The 16,243-nt window shown below is 72.0% G+C and carries 17 protein-coding genes; 13 read left to right on the top strand and 4 right to left on the bottom strand.

Annotated features, from left to right (window positions below; genetic code table 11):
• Positions 1-6: 6 nt before the first annotated feature.
• Positions 7-1,101, top strand: coding sequence for a D-alanine--D-alanine ligase family protein (locus ACBJ59_RS18120; protein WP_364117966.1), 1,095 nt, complete (start codon positions 7-9; stop codon positions 1,099-1,101).
• Here the strand turns inward: ACBJ59_RS18120 and ACBJ59_RS18115 are convergent.
• Together ACBJ59_RS18115 and ACBJ59_RS18110 are read right to left on the bottom strand one after the other, a co-directional pair.
• Positions 1,084-1,515: a DUF3515 family protein gene (locus ACBJ59_RS18115; RefSeq protein WP_364117968.1), complete on the bottom strand. Its 432-nt coding sequence runs from the start codon at positions 1,513-1,515 to the stop codon at positions 1,084-1,086. The genes ACBJ59_RS18120 and ACBJ59_RS18115 overlap by 18 nt on opposite strands.
• Before the next feature lie 13 nt (positions 1,516-1,528).
• On the bottom strand, positions 1,529-1,762 hold the full coding sequence (locus ACBJ59_RS18110; RefSeq protein WP_106249262.1) for an Lrp/AsnC family transcriptional regulator: 234 nt from the start codon (positions 1,760-1,762) through the stop codon (positions 1,529-1,531).
• Between the two features lie 47 nt (positions 1,763-1,809).
• Here ACBJ59_RS18110 and ACBJ59_RS18105 point away from each other — a divergent pair, with 47 nt between their 5' ends.
• The 3 genes from ACBJ59_RS18105 to thiD all read left to right on the top strand — a co-directional run bounded on the left by ACBJ59_RS18105 (position 1,810) and on the right by thiD (position 5,488).
• Positions 1,810-2,778 (top strand): thiamine-phosphate kinase, encoded by a 969-nt coding sequence (locus ACBJ59_RS18105; RefSeq protein WP_375111371.1) that lies wholly within the window; start codon positions 1,810-1,812, stop codon positions 2,776-2,778.
• Positions 2,779-3,047: 269 nt separating this feature from the next.
• Positions 3,048-4,676 carry a hypothetical protein gene (locus ACBJ59_RS18100; RefSeq protein WP_375111370.1) on the top strand — a complete coding sequence of 543 codons (1,629 nt, stop codon included), beginning with the start codon at positions 3,048-3,050 and terminating at the stop codon, positions 4,674-4,676.
• Positions 4,677-4,684: 8 nt separating this feature from the next.
• Positions 4,685-5,488, top strand: coding sequence for a bifunctional hydroxymethylpyrimidine kinase/phosphomethylpyrimidine kinase (gene thiD / locus ACBJ59_RS18095; protein WP_375111369.1), 804 nt, complete (start codon positions 4,685-4,687; stop codon positions 5,486-5,488).
• Between the two features lie 177 nt (positions 5,489-5,665).
• On the opposite strand, the gene rpmB is transcribed toward thiD, so the two are convergent.
• Positions 5,666-5,851, bottom strand: a complete 186-nt coding sequence (rpmB, locus tag ACBJ59_RS18090; RefSeq protein ID WP_043618345.1) for a 50S ribosomal protein L28 — start codon at positions 5,849-5,851, stop codon at positions 5,666-5,668.
• 243 nt (positions 5,852-6,094) lie between these two features.
• Here rpmB and ACBJ59_RS18085 point away from each other — a divergent pair, with 243 nt between their 5' ends.
• The 8 genes from ACBJ59_RS18085 to mutM all read left to right on the top strand — a co-directional run bounded on the left by ACBJ59_RS18085 (position 6,095) and on the right by mutM (position 14,119).
• A complete protein-coding gene (locus ACBJ59_RS18085) occupies positions 6,095-7,639 on the top strand; it encodes a DAK2 domain-containing protein (RefSeq protein ID WP_375111368.1) in 1,545 nt (514 codons plus the stop codon).
• A 122-nt stretch (positions 7,640-7,761) separates the two neighbouring features.
• On the top strand, positions 7,762-9,948 hold the full coding sequence (recG, locus tag ACBJ59_RS18080; protein ID WP_375111367.1) for an ATP-dependent DNA helicase RecG: 2,187 nt from the start codon (positions 7,762-7,764) through the stop codon (positions 9,946-9,948).
• 319 nt (positions 9,949-10,267) lie between these two features.
• Entirely contained in the window at positions 10,268-10,834 is a 567-nt protein-coding gene (rsmD, locus tag ACBJ59_RS18075; RefSeq protein ID WP_375111366.1) for a 16S rRNA (guanine(966)-N(2))-methyltransferase RsmD, read from the top strand.
• 14 nt (positions 10,835-10,848) lie between these two features.
• Positions 10,849-11,325, top strand: a complete 477-nt coding sequence (gene coaD, locus ACBJ59_RS18070) for a pantetheine-phosphate adenylyltransferase (RefSeq protein ID WP_364117981.1) — start codon at positions 10,849-10,851, stop codon at positions 11,323-11,325.
• A gap of 54 nt (positions 11,326-11,379) precedes the next feature.
• Positions 11,380-11,949 carry a DUF177 domain-containing protein gene (locus ACBJ59_RS18065; protein ID WP_375111365.1) on the top strand — a complete coding sequence of 190 codons (570 nt, stop codon included), beginning with the start codon at positions 11,380-11,382 and terminating at the stop codon, positions 11,947-11,949.
• A gap of 1 nt (position 11,950) precedes the next feature.
• Positions 11,951-12,130: a 50S ribosomal protein L32 gene (gene rpmF, locus ACBJ59_RS18060; RefSeq protein ID WP_033409409.1), complete on the top strand. Its 180-nt coding sequence runs from the start codon at positions 11,951-11,953 to the stop codon at positions 12,128-12,130.
• A gap of 211 nt (positions 12,131-12,341) precedes the next feature.
• On the top strand, positions 12,342-13,061 hold the full coding sequence (gene rnc, locus ACBJ59_RS18055) for a ribonuclease III (protein WP_364118032.1): 720 nt from the start codon (positions 12,342-12,344) through the stop codon (positions 13,059-13,061).
• A 212-nt stretch (positions 13,062-13,273) separates the two neighbouring features.
• Positions 13,274-14,119 (top strand): bifunctional DNA-formamidopyrimidine glycosylase/DNA-(apurinic or apyrimidinic site) lyase, encoded by an 846-nt coding sequence (mutM, locus tag ACBJ59_RS18050; RefSeq protein WP_375111364.1) that lies wholly within the window; start codon positions 13,274-13,276, stop codon positions 14,117-14,119.
• Here mutM and ACBJ59_RS18045 read toward each other — a convergent pair.
• A complete protein-coding gene (locus tag ACBJ59_RS18045; protein WP_375111363.1) occupies positions 14,067-15,242 on the bottom strand; it encodes an MFS transporter in 1,176 nt (391 codons plus the stop codon). The two genes, mutM and ACBJ59_RS18045, sit on opposite strands and share 53 nt — an antisense overlap.
• A 93-nt stretch (positions 15,243-15,335) precedes the next feature.
• Here ACBJ59_RS18045 and ACBJ59_RS18040 point away from each other — a divergent pair, with 93 nt between their 5' ends.
• Complete coding sequence (locus tag ACBJ59_RS18040) at positions 15,336-16,238, top strand: LysR family transcriptional regulator (RefSeq protein ID WP_375111362.1); 903 nt, start codon at positions 15,336-15,338, stop codon at positions 16,236-16,238.
• Positions 16,239-16,243 lie beyond the last annotated feature (5 nt).

The following is a 16,243-nucleotide window of genomic DNA, read 5'->3' as shown; positions in this document are numbered from 1 at the left end:
GACACCATGAGCAAGCCACGCGTCGCCGTCGTTTTCGGAGGTCGCAATTCGGAGCACGCCGTGTCCCTGATGGGCGCGGGCAGCGTGCTGGATGCGATCGACAGGAGCAAGTACGAGGTGATCCCCATCGGGATCGCCCAGGACGGCAGGTGGGTGCTGGCCGCTTCCGACCAGCGGTTCGCCATCGAGGAAGGCGAGCTGCCGGTCGTCGACACCACGGGCGCGGCGCTGGCGCTGCCCTCGGGCGGCAGCTCGCTGGTGGCCTACGACCCCGGCAGCATCCCGGTGGAGCTCGGCTCGGTGGACGTGGTGTTCCCCGTGATGCACGGGCCGTTCGCGGAGGACGGCACCATCCAGGGGCTGCTGGAGATGGCCGGGGTGCGCTACGTCGGCTCCGGCGTCCTGGCCAGCGCCGTGGGCATGGACAAGGCCCACATGAAGACGGTCATGGCCGCCGCGGGGCTGCCGACGGGCCGCTACGTCGTCGTACGCGACCGCGACTGGCGCCTCAACCGCGAGTGCGTGGTCAAGGAGGCCGAAGAGCTCGGCTACCCGGTGTTCGTCAAGCCGGCCAGGGCGGGCTCCTCGCAGGGCATCTCCAAGGCCTCCGACCGGGCCGAGCTGGAGGCGGCCGTGGACTTCGCCAGGCAGCACGACCCCAAGGTGCTCATCGAGGCAGCGATCGTCGGCCGCGAGATCGAGTGCGCGGTGCTGGAGTCGCTCGGCGACGAGCCCGCGACCGCGTCGATGCCCGGTGAGGTGAAGGTCGAGGGTGGGCAGGAGTTCTTCGACTTCGAGGCGAAGTACTACCCCGACCAGATGTCGCTCACCGTGCCCGCCGACATCCCGCAGGAGACGGCCGAGGAGCTGCGGGCGATGGCCGTGCGCGCGTTCGAGGCGCTCGAATGCGAGGGCCTCGCCCGGGTCGACTTCTTCTACACCCCCGACGGCAAGGTGATCTTCAACGAGATCAACACCATGCCGGGGTTCACGTCGCTGTCGGTGGCCCCGCAGTTGTGGGCGGCCTCCGGCCTCTCCTACCCCGCCCTGGTGGACCGGCTCGTCCAGCTCGCGCTGCGGCGGTCACCGGGTCTGCGGTGAGATCTCGGCGATCGGCTTCGACAGGTCGGCCAGCACCTCGGCGGCGACGTGCTCGCCGCCGACCGTGACCTCCACGTAGGCGGTGTCGGTCACGGCCGTGAACAGCGCGGGCCTGTCGGGGTCGGCGAACCATCCCACGCCGCTGATCTCCTGGAGGGTGTCGGTGGGCGCCATCCTGACCGGACGGCCCACCCCGCAGCGCAGCGCGATGGTGCCGGAGCCCCAGACGGCCACGTACGGCGACTCGGGCGTGGACGTCCCACGCTCGTCGCCGTCGAGCGTCGAGGGCAGCAAGGTGGCCAGCTTGTCGCAGGCCGCGACCGCCTCGCCCTGCGGGACGGGCGGATCGACCTGTACGGTGCCGCCGCAACCGGCGAGTGCTAGGAGAACGAGCAGGACGGCGGCGGCACGCATGCGACGACTACCTTTAGATGTGGACGATCGGACACGTAAGAGTACGCGTGATGCCCTCCACCGCCTGAATCTGCGCGACGACCAGCTTGCCCAGCTCATCGACGTTGTTGGCCTCCGCGCGCACGATGACGTCGTAGGGCCCCGTCACGTCTTCCGCCTGTGTGACCCCCGGAATCCCGGAGATCTCGCGGGCCACGGCGGCGGCCTTGCCGACCTCGGTCTGGATAAGGATGTAGGCCTGCACCATCACGTCCTCCCGGGCGATTCGATCACGCCGAAGGGCCACCGTACCCTGTGTGCGTCAGGAGGTGCGTCATCACAGTCGGAGATCTCGGCGAATTCGGTGTGGTAAATCGTATTACCGGACGTCTGCCCCAAGGGGCCGCGGTAATGCTCGGCCCGGGTGACGACGCCGCCCTCATCGGCGCGCCCGACGGGCGCGTGGTGGTCTCAACGGACTTGCTGATCGAGGGTAGGCACTTCCGCCGCGATTGGTCCAGCGGTTATGACGTGGGCCGCAAGGCCGCCGCCCAGAACCTGTCCGACGTGGCGGCCATGGGCGCGGCGCCCACGTCCATCGTGGTCGGGCTCGGCATCCCGGCCGACCTGCCGCTGGACTGGCTGGACGCGCTGACCGACGGGTTCAGGGACGAGTGCGCGACGGTCGGCGCGAGCGTGGCCGGGGGCGACGTCACCCGCTGCGACCTGGTCGTCATCGGGGTGACCGCGCTGGGCGACCTGGGCGGGCGGGCTCCCGTCAAACGCTCCGGGGCCAGGCCGGGGCACGTGGTGGCGGTGGCGGGCCGGCTGGGGTACGCCGCCGCGGGATGGGCGCTGCTGGAGGCCGGCGTGCCGGTGGAGACGCCCGCGCTCCAGGAGGCCGTGGCCGGGCATCGGCGGCCGTGCCCGCCGTACGCGATGGGGCCCGCGGCGGCCGAGCTGGGCGCGAGCGCGATGCTGGACGTCAGCGACGGGCTGCTGCAGGACCTCGGCCACATCGCCGAGGCCAGCGGCGTACGCGTGGAGCTGGATCCCCAGGCGTTCGCGGTGGGGGAGCCGGTGGCGGCGGCGGCCAAGGAGCTGGGGGCCGACCCGCTGGAGTGGGTGCTCACGGGTGGCGAGGATCACGCCCTGGCGGCCGTGTTCCCGGCGGAGGTACGGCTGCCGGCGGCCTGGCAGGTGGTGGGCCGTGTGGTCGAAGGTGCGGGAGTTGTGGTGTATGGGCGCGAAATCGGGCAACGCGGATGGGATCACTTTCGGTGATGAGATGTCCCGATTTACGTGATATTTTCCCCGTTTGGGGTATGACTAGTGGGATTGCTGTGACAACGGCGTAGCAAAGGTGTTATGAAGATTGGCGGCCACTGTAACCGGCAGAAAGGGCAGCCATGGGCCGCCACGGCACAGGTGGATCCGACGACGGGGACGAACGGGGGAACGGCAGCGCATTCTGGGGTCCTGACGAGCCGGACGAGGCACCGGGCTGGCCTTCGCTGCCCGACCGGCCCGAGGTGACGGGCCAGTGGGCTCCGATGCCCCGGCGCACCGACGGGCCGCCGCCGCGCGCGCCGCAGTCGGAGCCGTACGAGACCACCGGGGCCTTCGCGCTGCCCACCGACTCCGCCAGCGGCTTTCCACCGGCCAACGACCCAGCGGGCGCCTTCCCGCCACCGCCGGCTCCCAGGGGTCCTGAGGCCGGGCCGTTCGAGACGACGGGCGCGTTCGCCCGCCCACCCGAGTGGGAGCAGCCCTCGGACCGCCCCTTCGGCGAACCGGGCCCCTTCAACGGCCCCGGCCCCCACAACAGCTTCTTCGACGGCCCCGCCGACCAGACGGGCTTCTTCGCCGGCCCCGCCGATCGCCCCGGCGCCTTCGACGGGCCGGGCGACCGTGGGCTGTTCGACGAGCCGGGCCGGCGCGGGCCGTACGACGGACCCGCGGACCAGACGGCGCGGTTCGACGGGCCTGCCGATCAGACGGCGCGGTTCGACGGGCCCGCCGACGGCACGGCGCGGTTCGACGCGCCCTTCGGCCGCCAGGAGCCCTTCGGCGACCCGTTCGGCCGCCCCGACTCCTTCGACGGGCCCGCGGACCGTACCGCGAGGTTCGACGCCCCCTCCGGCCCCAACCCCGTCCACGGCGTGCCGCCCGAGCCGGGCGACATCAAGGTGGCCGGCGAGCCCACGGCCGTGCAGGCCCCGGCCTGGGCGGACGCCGAGACCGGCTTCCTCGGCTCCGGCTGGTCGAACGACGGCGCGGACGAGCCGGACGAGCCCCGGGGCCGCCGCGGCCGCCGCAGGTCGGGACGCGGAGGCGGCGGCGGAGGCGGCGACGACGTGCTGGCCGCTCCCTCGGGAGCCGGCAAGGGCCGGGTGGCGCTGCTCTCGGTCGCCGCCGTGGCCGTCGTGCTCGGCGGCACCGTGGCCGGCGTCAAGTTCATGAGCTCCGGCGAGCCCGCCAAGTGCGAGGGCACGAGCTGCGCGGCCGTACAGGCGACCACCAGCCAGCCCGGTCCCAGCGTCTCCGACCCCGCCGAGGAGGAGGCGGAGGCCGCCCCCGAGGAGGAGCCGTCGGAGGAAGGCGAGGGCGATCCCGCCGCCGAGACCCCGACGCCCACGCCCACGTTCAGCGCCCGCCAGCCGAGCCGCACCGCCTCCGCCACGCCGACGCCCACCAAGACCCGGGTGAAGAAGCAGGCTGAGCCCACGGAGGACCCGACGGACGAGCCGCCGGCCGACCAGACCGCGTCGGAGGCGCCGAGCGAGGAGGCCTCGACGCTGGACGAGGACGACACGGGCGGCGCGTCGGGCACCGAGCCCACCCCGGTCCCCACCGCCACGGGCACGATCGAGTCGGCGAGCGGCGCCTCCGTCAACGTCAAGCAGACGATCCGGCAGCGCCTGACCACCTACAAGGCCGACCTCACGCTCTCCAACACCTCCGCCGAGACCCTGCCGGCCCCGACGGTCTCCGTGCCCGTGGACGGCACGGTCGTGGACGTGGACGGCGCCGAATGGACGCAGGACGGTGATCTGCTGATCCTGGACCTCACGGCGTCGGTGGCGGCCGGGGACTCGGTCCAGGTCACGTTCACGGCCACGGGGAGGGGCTCCAAGGCCCAGAACTGCGGGCTGGTCAGCGGGGAGTGCGCCGTCATCTGAGTGGTTGGATGGGGTACATGACGGTTTCGACCCCTCCACGCGTGCTGACCGTCGCCGGCTCCGACTCAGGGGGCGGCGCGGGCATCCAGGCTGATCTGAAGACCATGCTGGCCATGGGTGTCCACGGCATGAGCGTCATCGCCGCGGTGACGGCGCAGAACTCGCTGGGCGTCCAGGGCTACTGGGAGCTGCCGCCCGAGGCCGTGCGCGCGCAGCTCGACTCGGTGCTCGGCGACATCGGCGCGCAGGCGGTGAAGACCGGCATGCTGGCCTCGCCCGCGCTCGTGGAGACGGTCGCCGACGTGCTGGCCTCGTACGCGGCTCCGCTGGTCGTGGACCCGGTCGGGGTGTCCAAGCACGGTGACTCGCTGCTCGCGCCCGAGGCCGTCGAGACCGTACGGACCCGCCTGCTGCCCCTGGCCACCGTGGTGACGCCGAACCTGTGGGAGGTCGAGCAGCTCACGTCGGTGAAGGTGGAGGGCGAGGACGACCTGAGGCGGGCCGCGGACGCCGTGCTGGAGCTGGGGCCCGCGTGGGCGCTCATCAAGGGCGGGCACCTGCCGGGACCGCCGGTCGACCTGCTCACGGACGGCACCAGCGAATACCGCTTCGCCGCCGACCGCCTCGACAACCGCCACACCCACGGCACGGGTTGCACGCTCGCCTCGGCCATCGCCTCCCGTCTCGCCCAGGGCGACGACGTGCCGGAGGCGGTGGGCAAGGCCAAGGAGTACGTGACGGGCGCGATCGCCAGAGGCTTCCCCCTGGGCGCCGGCATCGGCCCGGTGGACCACGCCTGGCGCTGGCGCTGACCCCGACGGCCCCGGCCCACCACGGTCAGCAGCAGGGGCTTTGGCCGCTCGTGGTCCATCGGCCGTCCCTGCTGCCCAAGGACCTTTACCGGAATCCGGTGGGGGAGGGAGGAGCCTCCGGGCATGACGAAGGCCCGCTACTCCCTAGGGGGAGGCGGGCCTTCGTGGAAGTGAGAACTAGCGGGTGACCTTGCCCGCCTTGATGCACGAGGTGCACACGTTCAGCTTCTTCGGCGTGCCGCCGACGACCGCGCGAACCGTCTGGATGTTGGGGTTCCAACGACGGCGGGTGCGGCGGTGCGAGTGGGAAACGTTGTTGCCGAAGGTCGGCCCCTTGCGGCAGACATCGCAGACGGAAGCCACGGTATCGCTCCTTAAAACAGTCGATGTAGCCCTGTCCGCTGATGCTTTCCGGGCGGAGGGCATGCCGGGACAACCGGCCAGCCAGACGAGAATATCTGATCCACCCCGATGGGCGCGAACCAGAGCACCTGGACCGGGCCCCGAGCGGGGATATCCTCCTCGGACAACGGTAGCGCATCCGGGGCTGGAGTTCGGTCGGCCCGGTTGGCCCGGTTCGGTCGGGGAGACAGTCGGAGGGCGCAGATGAAGATCCTCGACCCACCCGCCGTGCGGCGCTGGGCCCGCCTGGCCGCCGACGCGCTCGGCCAGGCCAGGACGGAGATCGACGCACTCAACGTCTTCCCGGTGGCCGACGGCGACACCGGCACCAACCTGCACCTGACCATGCTGTCCGCGGCCGAGGCCGTCGAGTCGCTGCCCGAGGACGTGGACGTCGCCGTGGTGTGGCAGACGCTCTCGTACGGGGCGCTGGTGGGCGCGCGCGGCAACTCCGGGGTGATCGTCAGCCAGGCGCTGCGCGGCCTCGCCGAGGTGCTGAAGGACGGCCAGGACCTGCGGGCCGGGCTGCTCAGGGCGGCGCTGCTGGCCAGGGAGGCCGTCGCCAGGCCGGTCGAGGGCACGGTGCTGAGCGTGCTGGAGTCGGCGGCGCGGGCCGTGCAGGGAGTGGAGGGCGACCTGCCCGAGGTGGCGCGGCAGGCGGCGGGGGAGGCGCGGGCGGCCCTGCGCCGTACGCCCGACCAGCTGGAGGTGCTGGCCCGCAGCGGCGTCGTGGACGCGGGCGGCGCCGGGGCGGCGATCGTGCTGGAGACCCTGGCCGCGGTGATCACCGGCTCCGGCGTCGGCCACTACGACGTGCCCGCGCCGACCGCGCGGGTCTCGCCGATGACCGAGGTCGGGGCGGGTTACGAGGTGATGTACCTGCTGGACGCCGACGACCGGGCGGTGGCGGGGCTGCGCGAGGAGCTCGACGCCATGGGCGACTCGCTGGTCGTGGTCGGCGGCGAGGGGCTGTGGAACGTGCACGTCCACGTCCCCGAGGCGGGTCCGGCCGTCGAGGCGGGGATCCGGGCGGGCCGGCCGCACCGGATCAGGATCACGTACCTGGCCGAGCGCACCCACCGGGCGAGCGCGGGCCGGGGCGTGGTGGCGGTGGCCGCGGGGGACGGGATCGCGGCGCTGTTCGAGGAGTGCGGCGCGGTCGTCGTACGGCGCGCGCCCGGCACCAGTCCCACGCTCCCCGCCATGCTGGTCGCGATCAGGCAGGCGGGCACCGAGGTCGCGGTCCTGCCGAACGACGAGGGCGTCCGTTCGGTCGCCGCCGCGGCGGCGGAGGTCGCCCGCGAGGACGGGGTGGCGGTCAGCGTGCTGCCCACGAAGGCGACCGTGCAGGGCCTGGCCGCCCTGGCCGTACACGACCCGCTGCGCCGCTTCGACGACGACGTGGTGGCGATGACGGACGCGGCCGGGCACACGCGGTACGGGCATGTGACGGTGACCGACAGGGCGGCGTTCACGAGCGTCGGGGTGTGCCGGCCGGGTGACGTGCTGGGCATGATCGACGGGGACGTGGCGCTGATCGGCGGGTCGGTCGAGGGCGTGGCCGTCACGGTGGTGGACCGGATGCTGGCGGGCGGGGGCGAGATGGTCACGCTGGTCACGGGGGTGAAGGCCCCGGAGGGGCTCGCGGGTCTCGTGGAGGAGCACCTCGGGCGTACGCGGCCGGACGTGGACCTGGTCGTGTACGACGGCGAGCAGGGCGGCTACCCGCTCCTGATCGGCGTGGAGTGACGGCGCCCACCCCCATGAGCCGTGGCTCCTGAGCCGCCGCCACCCGCTCTTCGGCGACCCCGAGCGACACCGGCGGCGTCATCGGGGATTCCTGTCGGCCGCAGGCGGTAGAACTTATTGCCGTGAGCCGTTTCGACGAGCCTCTGACGAAGGCGCTCGACCCGAAGACCGCCAAGCTGCTGCACAGCGTGCTCGACCTGGAGACGGTCGGCGACCTGCTGCGCCACTACCCGCGGCGCTACGCCGAGCGCGGCGAGCTGACCTCGCTGGACGCGCTGGAGGTCGACGAGCACGTCACCGTGGTCGGCGAGGTCACCAGGCTCATGCGCAAACCCATGCGCAACCGCGGCGGCACCTGGCTGGAGGTCGAGGTCGTCGACGGCAACCGCAACAAGATCTACCTGTCGTTCTTCGGCAAGGGCTCCCACGTGGCCGAGTCGCGGCTCAAGCCGGGGCGGCGCGGGATGTTCGCCGGGAAGGTGGGGCTGTTCGGGTCGCGCACCAGCCCGCGCTGGCAGCTCGCGCACCCGGAGTTCGAGCTGTTCGAGGAGAGCGAGGCGAGCGCGGAGGAGTTCGCGTCGGCGCCGGTGCCGATCTACCCGGCGGGCAAGGACCTGACGCCGTGGGCGATCAGGCGCGCGGTCGGCGTCGTGCTCGACACGCTCGGGCCCCTGGACGATCCGCTCCCCGCGGACCTGCGGGCCCGCCACGGGCTGCAGGACCTGGGTGAGGCGCTGGTGGCCATCCACCGGCCGAAGGAGTTCGCGGAGGTGGGGCGGGCGCGGCGGCGGCTGAAGTTCGACGAGGCGTTCGTGCTGCAGGCCGTGCTGCTCCAGCGCCGCCAGGCCGCCACCGCCTGGCCCGCCAAGGCCCGTCCCCGGCGCTCCGACGGGATGCTGGCCGAGTTCGACACGCGCCTGCCGTTCTCGCTGACCGAGGGGCAGGCGCAGGTGGGCGAGGAGATCGCCGCAGACCTGGCTCTCGAGCACCCGATGCACCGGCTGCTGCAGGGCGAGGTCGGCGCGGGCAAGACGGTGGTGGCGCTGCGCGCGATGCTCCAGGTGGTCGACGCCGGAGGGCAGGCGGCGCTGCTGGCGCCCACGGAGGTGCTGGCCCAGCAGCACCACCGCTCGATCGCGAACATGCTGGGCGACCTGGCCCAGGGAGGCATGTTCGGGGGCACGGCGGTCACGCTGCTGACCGGCTCGATGGGCGCCGCGGCCCGCCGCTCGGCCCTGCTCGACGCGGCCTCGGGCACCGCGGGCATCGTCGTCGGCACGCACGCGCTGCTGCAGGAGCACGTGCAGTTCGCCGACCTGGGGCTGGTCGTGGTGGACGAGCAGCACCGGTTCGGGGTGGAGCAGCGTGACGCGCTGCGCGAGAAGGCGGGCGGGGGCCGGCCGCACGTCCTGGTCATGACCGCCACCCCGATCCCGCGCACGGTCGCCATGACGGTGTTCGGCGACCTGGAGGTCTCGACGCTGTCCCAGCTCCCGTCGGGCCGCGCGCCCATCACCACCCACGTCGTCCCGGCCGCCGAGAAGCCTCACTACCTGGAGCGCACCTGGCAGCGGGTCAGGGAGGAGGTGGCGCTGGGCCGGCAGGCGTACATCGTGTGTCCCCGCATCGGCGACCTGGAGGGTGACGAGGGAGACCTGGCGGCGGCCTCGGAGACGACGGCGGGCGAGGAGCGCAGGCCGCCGCTGGCCGTCCTCGACGTGGCCGACCTGCTGACCCAGGGCCCCTTCCACGACCTGCGGGTGGGCACGCTGCACGGCAAGCTCCCGCCGGAGGAGAAGGACGCGATCATGCGCTCGTTCACGCGGGGCGAGCTCGACGTCCTGGTGGCCACGACGGTCATCGAGGTCGGCGTGGACGTCCCCAACTCCTCCGTGATGATCATCATGGACGCCGACCGCTTCGGGGTCTCCCAGCTCCACCAGCTCCGCGGCCGCGTGGGCCGCGGCGGCCTGCCCGGCCTCTGCCTCCTGGTCTCCGACTTCCCCGAGGGCACCCCGGCCCGGGCCCGCCTCGACGCGGTGGCCGCCACGCTGGACGGGTTCGAGCTGTCGCGGGTGGACCTGGAGCAGCGGCGCGAGGGCGACGTGCTGGGGGCGGCGCAGTCGGGCAAGCGGTCGTCGTTGAAGCTGCTGCAGCTCCTCCGCGACGAGGACGTGATCGCCACGGCCCGGGACGAGGCGGCGGAGCTCCTGGCCGAGGACCCGGAGCTGACCGGGAACGCGGGACTGCGGGCGGAGATCGACCGGCTGCTGGAGGACGAGCGGGCGGAATACCTGGAGAAGACCTGACGGGCGCGGCGGAGCGCCGGGACCTCGCGGCGGGTGCGGGGCCGGTCAAGGTGGGCTCGCCAAAGAAAAATGGGCCCCAGCCGCGGGGACGGCCTCCCCCCGAATGCCGTCCCCGGCTGGGCCCACCCTCGGGTCAGGTGCCGAGGGAACCGGCGTGCGGAAGGGCTCACGATCACGCCGGTCGGCCTTCATGTGGGTCACCTTGAAGGCCGCAGACTCATCATGCGGGCCCACCGGCCCGATGTGAATCACCCTTGCGTAGTCGAGGCAGACACTTGTCCACTCTTGACCTGCGCGAACATGCGGAACAATGGGTCACATGACGCGGATCATCGCAGGCACGGCGGGTGGGCGGCGGTTGGCCGTGCCACCTGGGCGCGGCACGAGACCTACCAGCGACAGGGCGCGAGAAGGCATCTTCTTGACGCTCGACTCACTGTACGGACTCCACGAGACCCGCGTCCTCGACCTGTACGCCGGCTCGGGCGCGATCGGCCTGGAGGCGCTGTCCCGTGGCGCGGCCGAGGCCGTGCTGGTCGAGTCCGACCCCAAGGCGGTCCGCACGATCAAGGCCAACGTCCAGTCGCTCGCCCTCGAAGGCGCCCGCGTGGTGGCCGACAAGGTCGAGCGGATGCTCGGGAAGGCGCCCGACGCGCCGTACGACATCGTTTTCGCCGATCCGCCCTACGCCGTGTCCGACGACGAGGTCCAGAGGGCGCTTGAGCTGCTGCGGGACAACGGGTGGCTGGTTGATGGGGGCTTGGTGGCATTCGAGAGGGAAACCAGGGGAAAGCCGCTGATGTGGCCTGAAGGGTACGTTGAGGAGAGGGTCCGTCGATATGGCGAAGCGTCCGTTTGGTACGGTCGCGCCGCCGGGAACCCGTAGACCTGGGAGGCGTCTTGCGCCGCGTAGTCTGCCCGGGGTCGTTCGACCCCATCACCAATGGCCACCTCGACATCATCGGCCGATCAGCACGGCTGTACGACGAGGTGACCGTGGCAGTCCTCATCAACGTCGAGAAGAGCAGCTTGTTCACGGTGGACGAACGGATCGAGATCCTGCAGACCGTGACCAAGGAATTTCCGAACGTCAAGGTCCGGAAGTTCCACGGCCTGCTGGTCGATTTCTGCAGGCAGAACGGCATCCCCGCCATCGTCAAGGGCATCAGGGTGGTCAGCGACTTCGACTACGAGCTGCAGATGGCGCAGCTCAACTACCGCCTGTCCGGGGTGGAGACGCTGTTCATGCCCACGAACCCCGAATACTCGTTCCTCTCCTCCTCCCGGGTGAAAGAGATCGCCCGATACGGTGGGGACGTCTCGGGCCTCGTGCCCGATCTCGTCCACAAGCTGCTCATCGAGCGGCTCAGGGGCTGAGCGCGACCTGCTATCCTTTCATTTCGGCCTTGTAAGACGGCGATCGTTTTCGCCATGCCTAGCGAGAGCAGGATGACTCAGCACCTCGACCCCCGCTCCCCTTGGGTGATCTCGACCCACGACCTGGGAAAGCGGCCGGGGACGATGCGGCAGATGACCCTGACCCTCCCGGCACCGGCGGATCTCGGCGTCGACATGATCGGTGTCCCCAAGGACGCCGAAGTCGAGCTGGATCTCCGGCTCGAAGCAGTGATGGAAGGCGTGCTCGTGTCAGGCACGGCGCAGGCCCCGCTCGCCGGGGAGTGCGCGCGGTGTCTCGACCCGGTCACCTCGGAGATCGAGGTCGACCTGCAGGAGCTGTTCTTCTACTCCGACGAGGACGCCTCGGAGGAGGACTCACTGCTCGACGGTGAGCTGCTCGACCTCGAGCCGACGTTCCGCGACGCGGTGGTGCTGGCACTGCCGCTGAGTCCCGTGTGCCGCGAGGAATGCGCGGGGCTCTGCACGGAATGCGGGGTCAAGCTGGCCGAGGCCGGCGAAGCCCACCGGCACGAGAAGATCGACGCCCGCTGGGCGTCGTTGCAGGGTCTGATTTCCGACAAAGATAACGATCAGGAGAAGTGACGTGGCCGTCCCGAAGCGAAAGATGTCGCGGAGCAACACCCGCGCCCGTCGCTCCCAGTGGAAGACGACTGCTGTCGCCCTGGTGAGCTGCCCGCAGTGCCGTTCGCCCAAGCAGCCGCACATCGCGTGCCCCACCTGCGGCACCTACAACCGTCGTCAGGTCATCGAGCCGTCCGCCTGATCCGCCAGTTGACGTGATGCCGACCGGGTGCCAAAGTGCCTCGGTCGGCGTTACCGTCTCAGATGCGTGCGGCGCGGTTCGCCCGCGGTCGTGGTGGACGCCGGGGCTACGCGTTACCCCGACGCCCACCACGTTTTCGGGCATCATTCGCAGCCGACGCGCCATGTGAAGATGTCCGAGGAGGAAGCACGTGGGCGCAGGTCCTAAGCCGGTGGCCGTCGAGGTCGCCAGAGACGAGTTGGAGCGGGTCCTGTCGGTCGGCCTGGACTCCGACATCCTCGAGCGGGCGCTGACGCACCGCTCCTACGCGTACGAGAACGGTGGCCTGCCCACCAACGAGCGCCTGGAGTTCCTGGGCGACTCGGTGCTGGGCCTGGTGGTCACCGACACCCTCTACCGCAACCACCCCGACCTGCCCGAGGGCCAGCTGGCGAAGCTGCGCGCCGCGGTGGTCAACATGCGCGCGCTGGCCGACGTGGCCAGAGACCTGGGCCTGGGCCGGTTCCTGCGGCTGGGCAGGGGCGAGGAGGGCACCGGCGGGCGCGACAAGTCCTCCATCCTGGCCGACACCCTCGAGGCGCTGATCGGCGCGATCTACGTCGACAAGGGCCTCGACGAGGCGTTCCGGGTGGTGCACGTGCTGTTCGACCCGCTGATCGTGCGCTCCGCCTCGCTCGGCGCCGGGCTCGACTGGAAGACCTCGCTGCAGGAGCTGACCGCCTCCGAGGCGCTCGGCGTGCCCGAATACCACGTCGAGGAGAGCGGGCCCGACCACGCCAAGTCGTTCACGGCGATGGTGCGGGTCGGCGGCGAGTCCTACGGCTCCGGCACCGGCCGCAGCAAGAAAGAGGCCGAGCAGCAGGCGGCCGAGGCGGCGTGGACCCGCATCCGGGCCCGCCGGGAGCAGCGCGAGAGCCAGCCGGCGGGCTGAACGCCCGTCCGGAGACTCTGCGCGATCCCTTCGGCCGGACAGCCGGCGAAGCCGCGGAGACAGCGGTCCGGAAGTGTCCGTCAAGGGCCTTCCGGGCGGTCACGGAGGCACCGCCCGGGACGCGCGATCCCGGAAGCGGGAAGGGCCGCGGAACGTTGTCCAAAAGGTGAGATTCAGGTTCCCCCAGAGTTCTTCAGAGGGCGAGGTCCGAAGTGCCTGAGCTGCCTGAGGTCGAGGTCGTCAGGCGCGGCCTCGCGCAATGGGTGGTCGGGCGCGAGATCGCCGTCGCGGAGGTGCTGCACCCCCGCGCCATCAGGCGTCACGTGCCCGGTCCCGAGGAGTTCGCCGCGCGGCTGAAGGGCCGCGCGGTGCTGTCCGCGGAGCGCCGCGGCAAATACCTGTGGCTCCCCCTGTCCGGCGGCGAGGACGCGCTCATGGCCCACCTGGGGATGAGCGGCCAGCTCCTGGTCGTGGACTCCGACTCGCCGCTGGAGAAACACCTGCGGGTACGCCTGCGCTTCGAGGACGGCGGCCCCGACCTGCGCTTCATCGACCAGCGCACGTTCGGCCACATCATGCTCAGCCCCCTGGTGAACGGCGTGCCGGAGCCGATCGCGCACATCGCGCCCGACCCGTTCGAGGCGGTGTTCGACGAGGCCGAGTTCACCCGCAAACTCAGGGCGAAGCGCACCGAGATCAAGCGGGCACTGCTCGACCAGTCCCTGATCAGCGGCGTCGGCAACATCTACGCCGACGAGGCCCTGTGGATCGCCAGGCTGCACTGGGCCCGGCCCACCGAGACGCTCACCCGGCCCAAGGTGGCCGAGCTGCTCGCCGCCGTACGCACGGTCATGGCGGCGGCGCTGGAGCAGGGGGGCACGTCGTTCGACAGCCTGTACGTCAACGTCAACGGCGAGAGCGGATACTTCGAGCGCTCGCTGGAAGCGTACGGCCGCCGCGACCTGCCCTGCTCCCGCTGCGGCACGGCCATCATGCGCGAGGCGTTCATGAACCGGTCGTCCTACTCCTGCCCCAGATGCCAGCGACGGCCGCGCTGAGCACCGCGAGCCCGGCACCCGTCCACATGACGGCGGAGATCGACACGCCGTCCACGATCCGGCCCCCGGCGAACGCGCCCAGCGCGATGGAGACGTTGAAGGCGCCGACGAAGAGCGCGGTGCCGAGCTCGCCCCCGCCCGCCCGCATGATCCACAGTTGCAGGGTCACGCCGACGCCGCCGTAGCCCAGCCCCCACACCACGAGCGCGGCCAGGGGCGGCAGGCCGGTCAGCGCGAGGGCGGCCGTGGCCAGCGCCATGAGCGTGGCCAGCACGATCAGCGTGGCCCGGGGGCTCCTGGCCGCCCGCGCCCCGGCGGCGAAGTTGCCCGCCACGCCCGCGGCGCCGTACAGGAGGAGCGCCGTGCCGACGAGGGCGGGGCCGGCGTGCGAGACCTGCTCCAGGAACGGGCGTACGTAGGTGTAGGCCGCGAAGTGGCCGGAGACGGTCAGGGTGGTCAGGACGAGGACGACCTTGAGCGGCCCTGAGAGCCACGAGAAGCGCTTTTCCGGCGCGGGGGACAATTCGGGCCCGGACGGCGGCCTCAACGGCGGCAGCGTGGCCGCCAGCAGCGCCAGCAGGGCGAGCGCCAGCACCCCCGTGGCCGCGAACGCGCTGCGCCACCCCGCGAACGACGACACGAACGTCGCCGCCGGCACCCCCAGCACCGACGCCACCGACACCCCGGCCAGGATGATCGACGTGGCCCGCCCCACGGACCGCCCGGGCACCAGCCGCGTCCCGATCCCGGCCGCGAAGGCCCAGAACCCGCCGATGCTCACCCCCGTCAGCACCCTGGCGGCCAGCATGACGGGGTGGTTCGGCGCGAGCGCGGCGGCCAGGTTGGCCACCGCCAGCAGCGCCATCAGCCCCAGCAGGAGGGCGCGCCGGTCGAGCCGGCGCGCGGTGACCGCCAGCGCGGGCGCGGAGACGGCGGCCACCAGCCCGGGGGCCGACATGGAAAGCCCGGCCGTGCCCGCCGACACCCCGAGGTCCGAGGCGATCGAGGTCAGCAGGCCGACCGGCAGCATCTCGCTGGTCACAACGGTGAAGGTGCCCACCGCGACCGAGGTCACGGCGAGCCAGCGCGCCCGTAGGGGGCTGGAAACGTCAGTCATGGTCATGCGGCCCAGCCTCTTGCCGGTCCCCGCGCGGGAACAATGGCGAAGGCCGAAGGCTTGGTTTAGGTGAGCTAAGCGATCGAGCCGGAGGCGGGGATGGAGTTCAGGGAGCTGGAGTGCTTCATCGTGCTCAGCGAGGAGCTGCACTTCGCGCGTACGGCCGAGCGCCTCTACCTGTCGCCCGGCCGCGTGAGTCAGCTCATGCGCTCCCTGGAGATCAGGATCGGCGGGCGGCTCGTCGACCGGACGAGCAGGCGGGTGCGGCTCACCCCGCTCGGCGAGCGTTTCCTGGCCGACCTGCGCCCCTCCTACGACGGCCTGGCGGGCGCCGTGAGCCGGGCCAAGGCGGCCGCCCGCGAGGTCACAGGGGTGCTCAGGGTCGGGTTCCTGGCCACGCCGACGGACGTCGTCACGGGCAGCGTACGCGCGTTCGAGCGCCGCAACCCCGGCTGCGCGGTCGAGCTGGTGGAGATCCCGCTCGCCGACCCCTTCAGCAGGCTGCGGGCGGGGCAGGTGGACATCGCGTTCACGCTCCTGCCGGTGGACGAGCCCGACCTGGCGACGGGCGGGGGCCTGAACCACGTCTCCCACCGGCTCGGCCTGTCCGTCCGCCATCCCCTGGCCGGCCGGGCGGGCATCGGGGTGGAGGAGCTGGCCTCCGTACCCCTGATCGGGCTGGACGGCCCGGCGCCGCGCTCGTGGCAGGAGCGGATCGCACCCTCCGTGACCCCTTCAGGACGCCCGATCCCGCTGGCGGGCAGGGTGGCCACCACTCAGGAGGGGCTGACCCAGGTGGCGCTGAACAGGGGTGGCATGCTGTTCTGCACGCCCACGGCGGCCCAGCACAGCCGGCCCGACATCAGCTTCGTGCCCGTCACCGGGTTGCCCGCGTCGATCTTCGGGCTGGCCTGGGTCAAGGGCCGGGAGACGGCCGCCGTCCGGGCGTTCAACGAGGCGGCCGTCGGGCAGGCGGCCACGGTCGAGGCCCTGGTGGCGTGAGGAGA

Source organism: Nonomuraea sp. MTCD27 (assembly GCF_041950495.1).
Taxonomy (GTDB): domain Bacteria; phylum Actinomycetota; class Actinomycetes; order Streptosporangiales; family Streptosporangiaceae; genus Nonomuraea.
The sequence above is the reverse complement of the archived record's forward strand: the minus strand, read 5'-3'. Positions and strand labels throughout refer to the sequence as shown.

Coding starts and splice junctions, on each gene's coding strand:
- ACBJ59_RS18100 (WP_375111370.1), top strand. CDS start 3,048: ATGCCCCGGCGCACCGACGGGCCGCCGCCGCGCGCGCCGCAGTCGGAG.
- ACBJ59_RS18120 (WP_364117966.1), top strand. CDS start 7: ATGAGCAAGCCACGCGTCGCCGTCGTTTTCGGAGGTCGCAATTCGGAG.
- ACBJ59_RS18115 (WP_364117968.1), bottom strand. CDS start 1,515: ATGCGTGCCGCCGCCGTCCTGCTCGTTCTCCTAGCACTCGCCGGTTGC.
- ACBJ59_RS18065 (WP_375111365.1), top strand. CDS start 11,380: ATGCCTAGCGAGAGCAGGATGACTCAGCACCTCGACCCCCGCTCCCCT.
- rsmD (WP_375111366.1), top strand. CDS start 10,268: ATGACGCGGATCATCGCAGGCACGGCGGGTGGGCGGCGGTTGGCCGTG.
- ACBJ59_RS18040 (WP_375111362.1), top strand. CDS start 15,336: ATGGAGTTCAGGGAGCTGGAGTGCTTCATCGTGCTCAGCGAGGAGCTG.
- ACBJ59_RS18085 (WP_375111368.1), top strand. CDS start 6,095: ATGAAGATCCTCGACCCACCCGCCGTGCGGCGCTGGGCCCGCCTGGCC.
- ACBJ59_RS18045 (WP_375111363.1), bottom strand. CDS start 15,242: ATGACCATGACTGACGTTTCCAGCCCCCTACGGGCGCGCTGGCTCGCC.
- ACBJ59_RS18110 (WP_106249262.1), bottom strand. CDS start 1,762: ATGGTGCAGGCCTACATCCTTATCCAGACCGAGGTCGGCAAGGCCGCC.
- thiD (WP_375111369.1), top strand. CDS start 4,685: ATGGGGTACATGACGGTTTCGACCCCTCCACGCGTGCTGACCGTCGCC.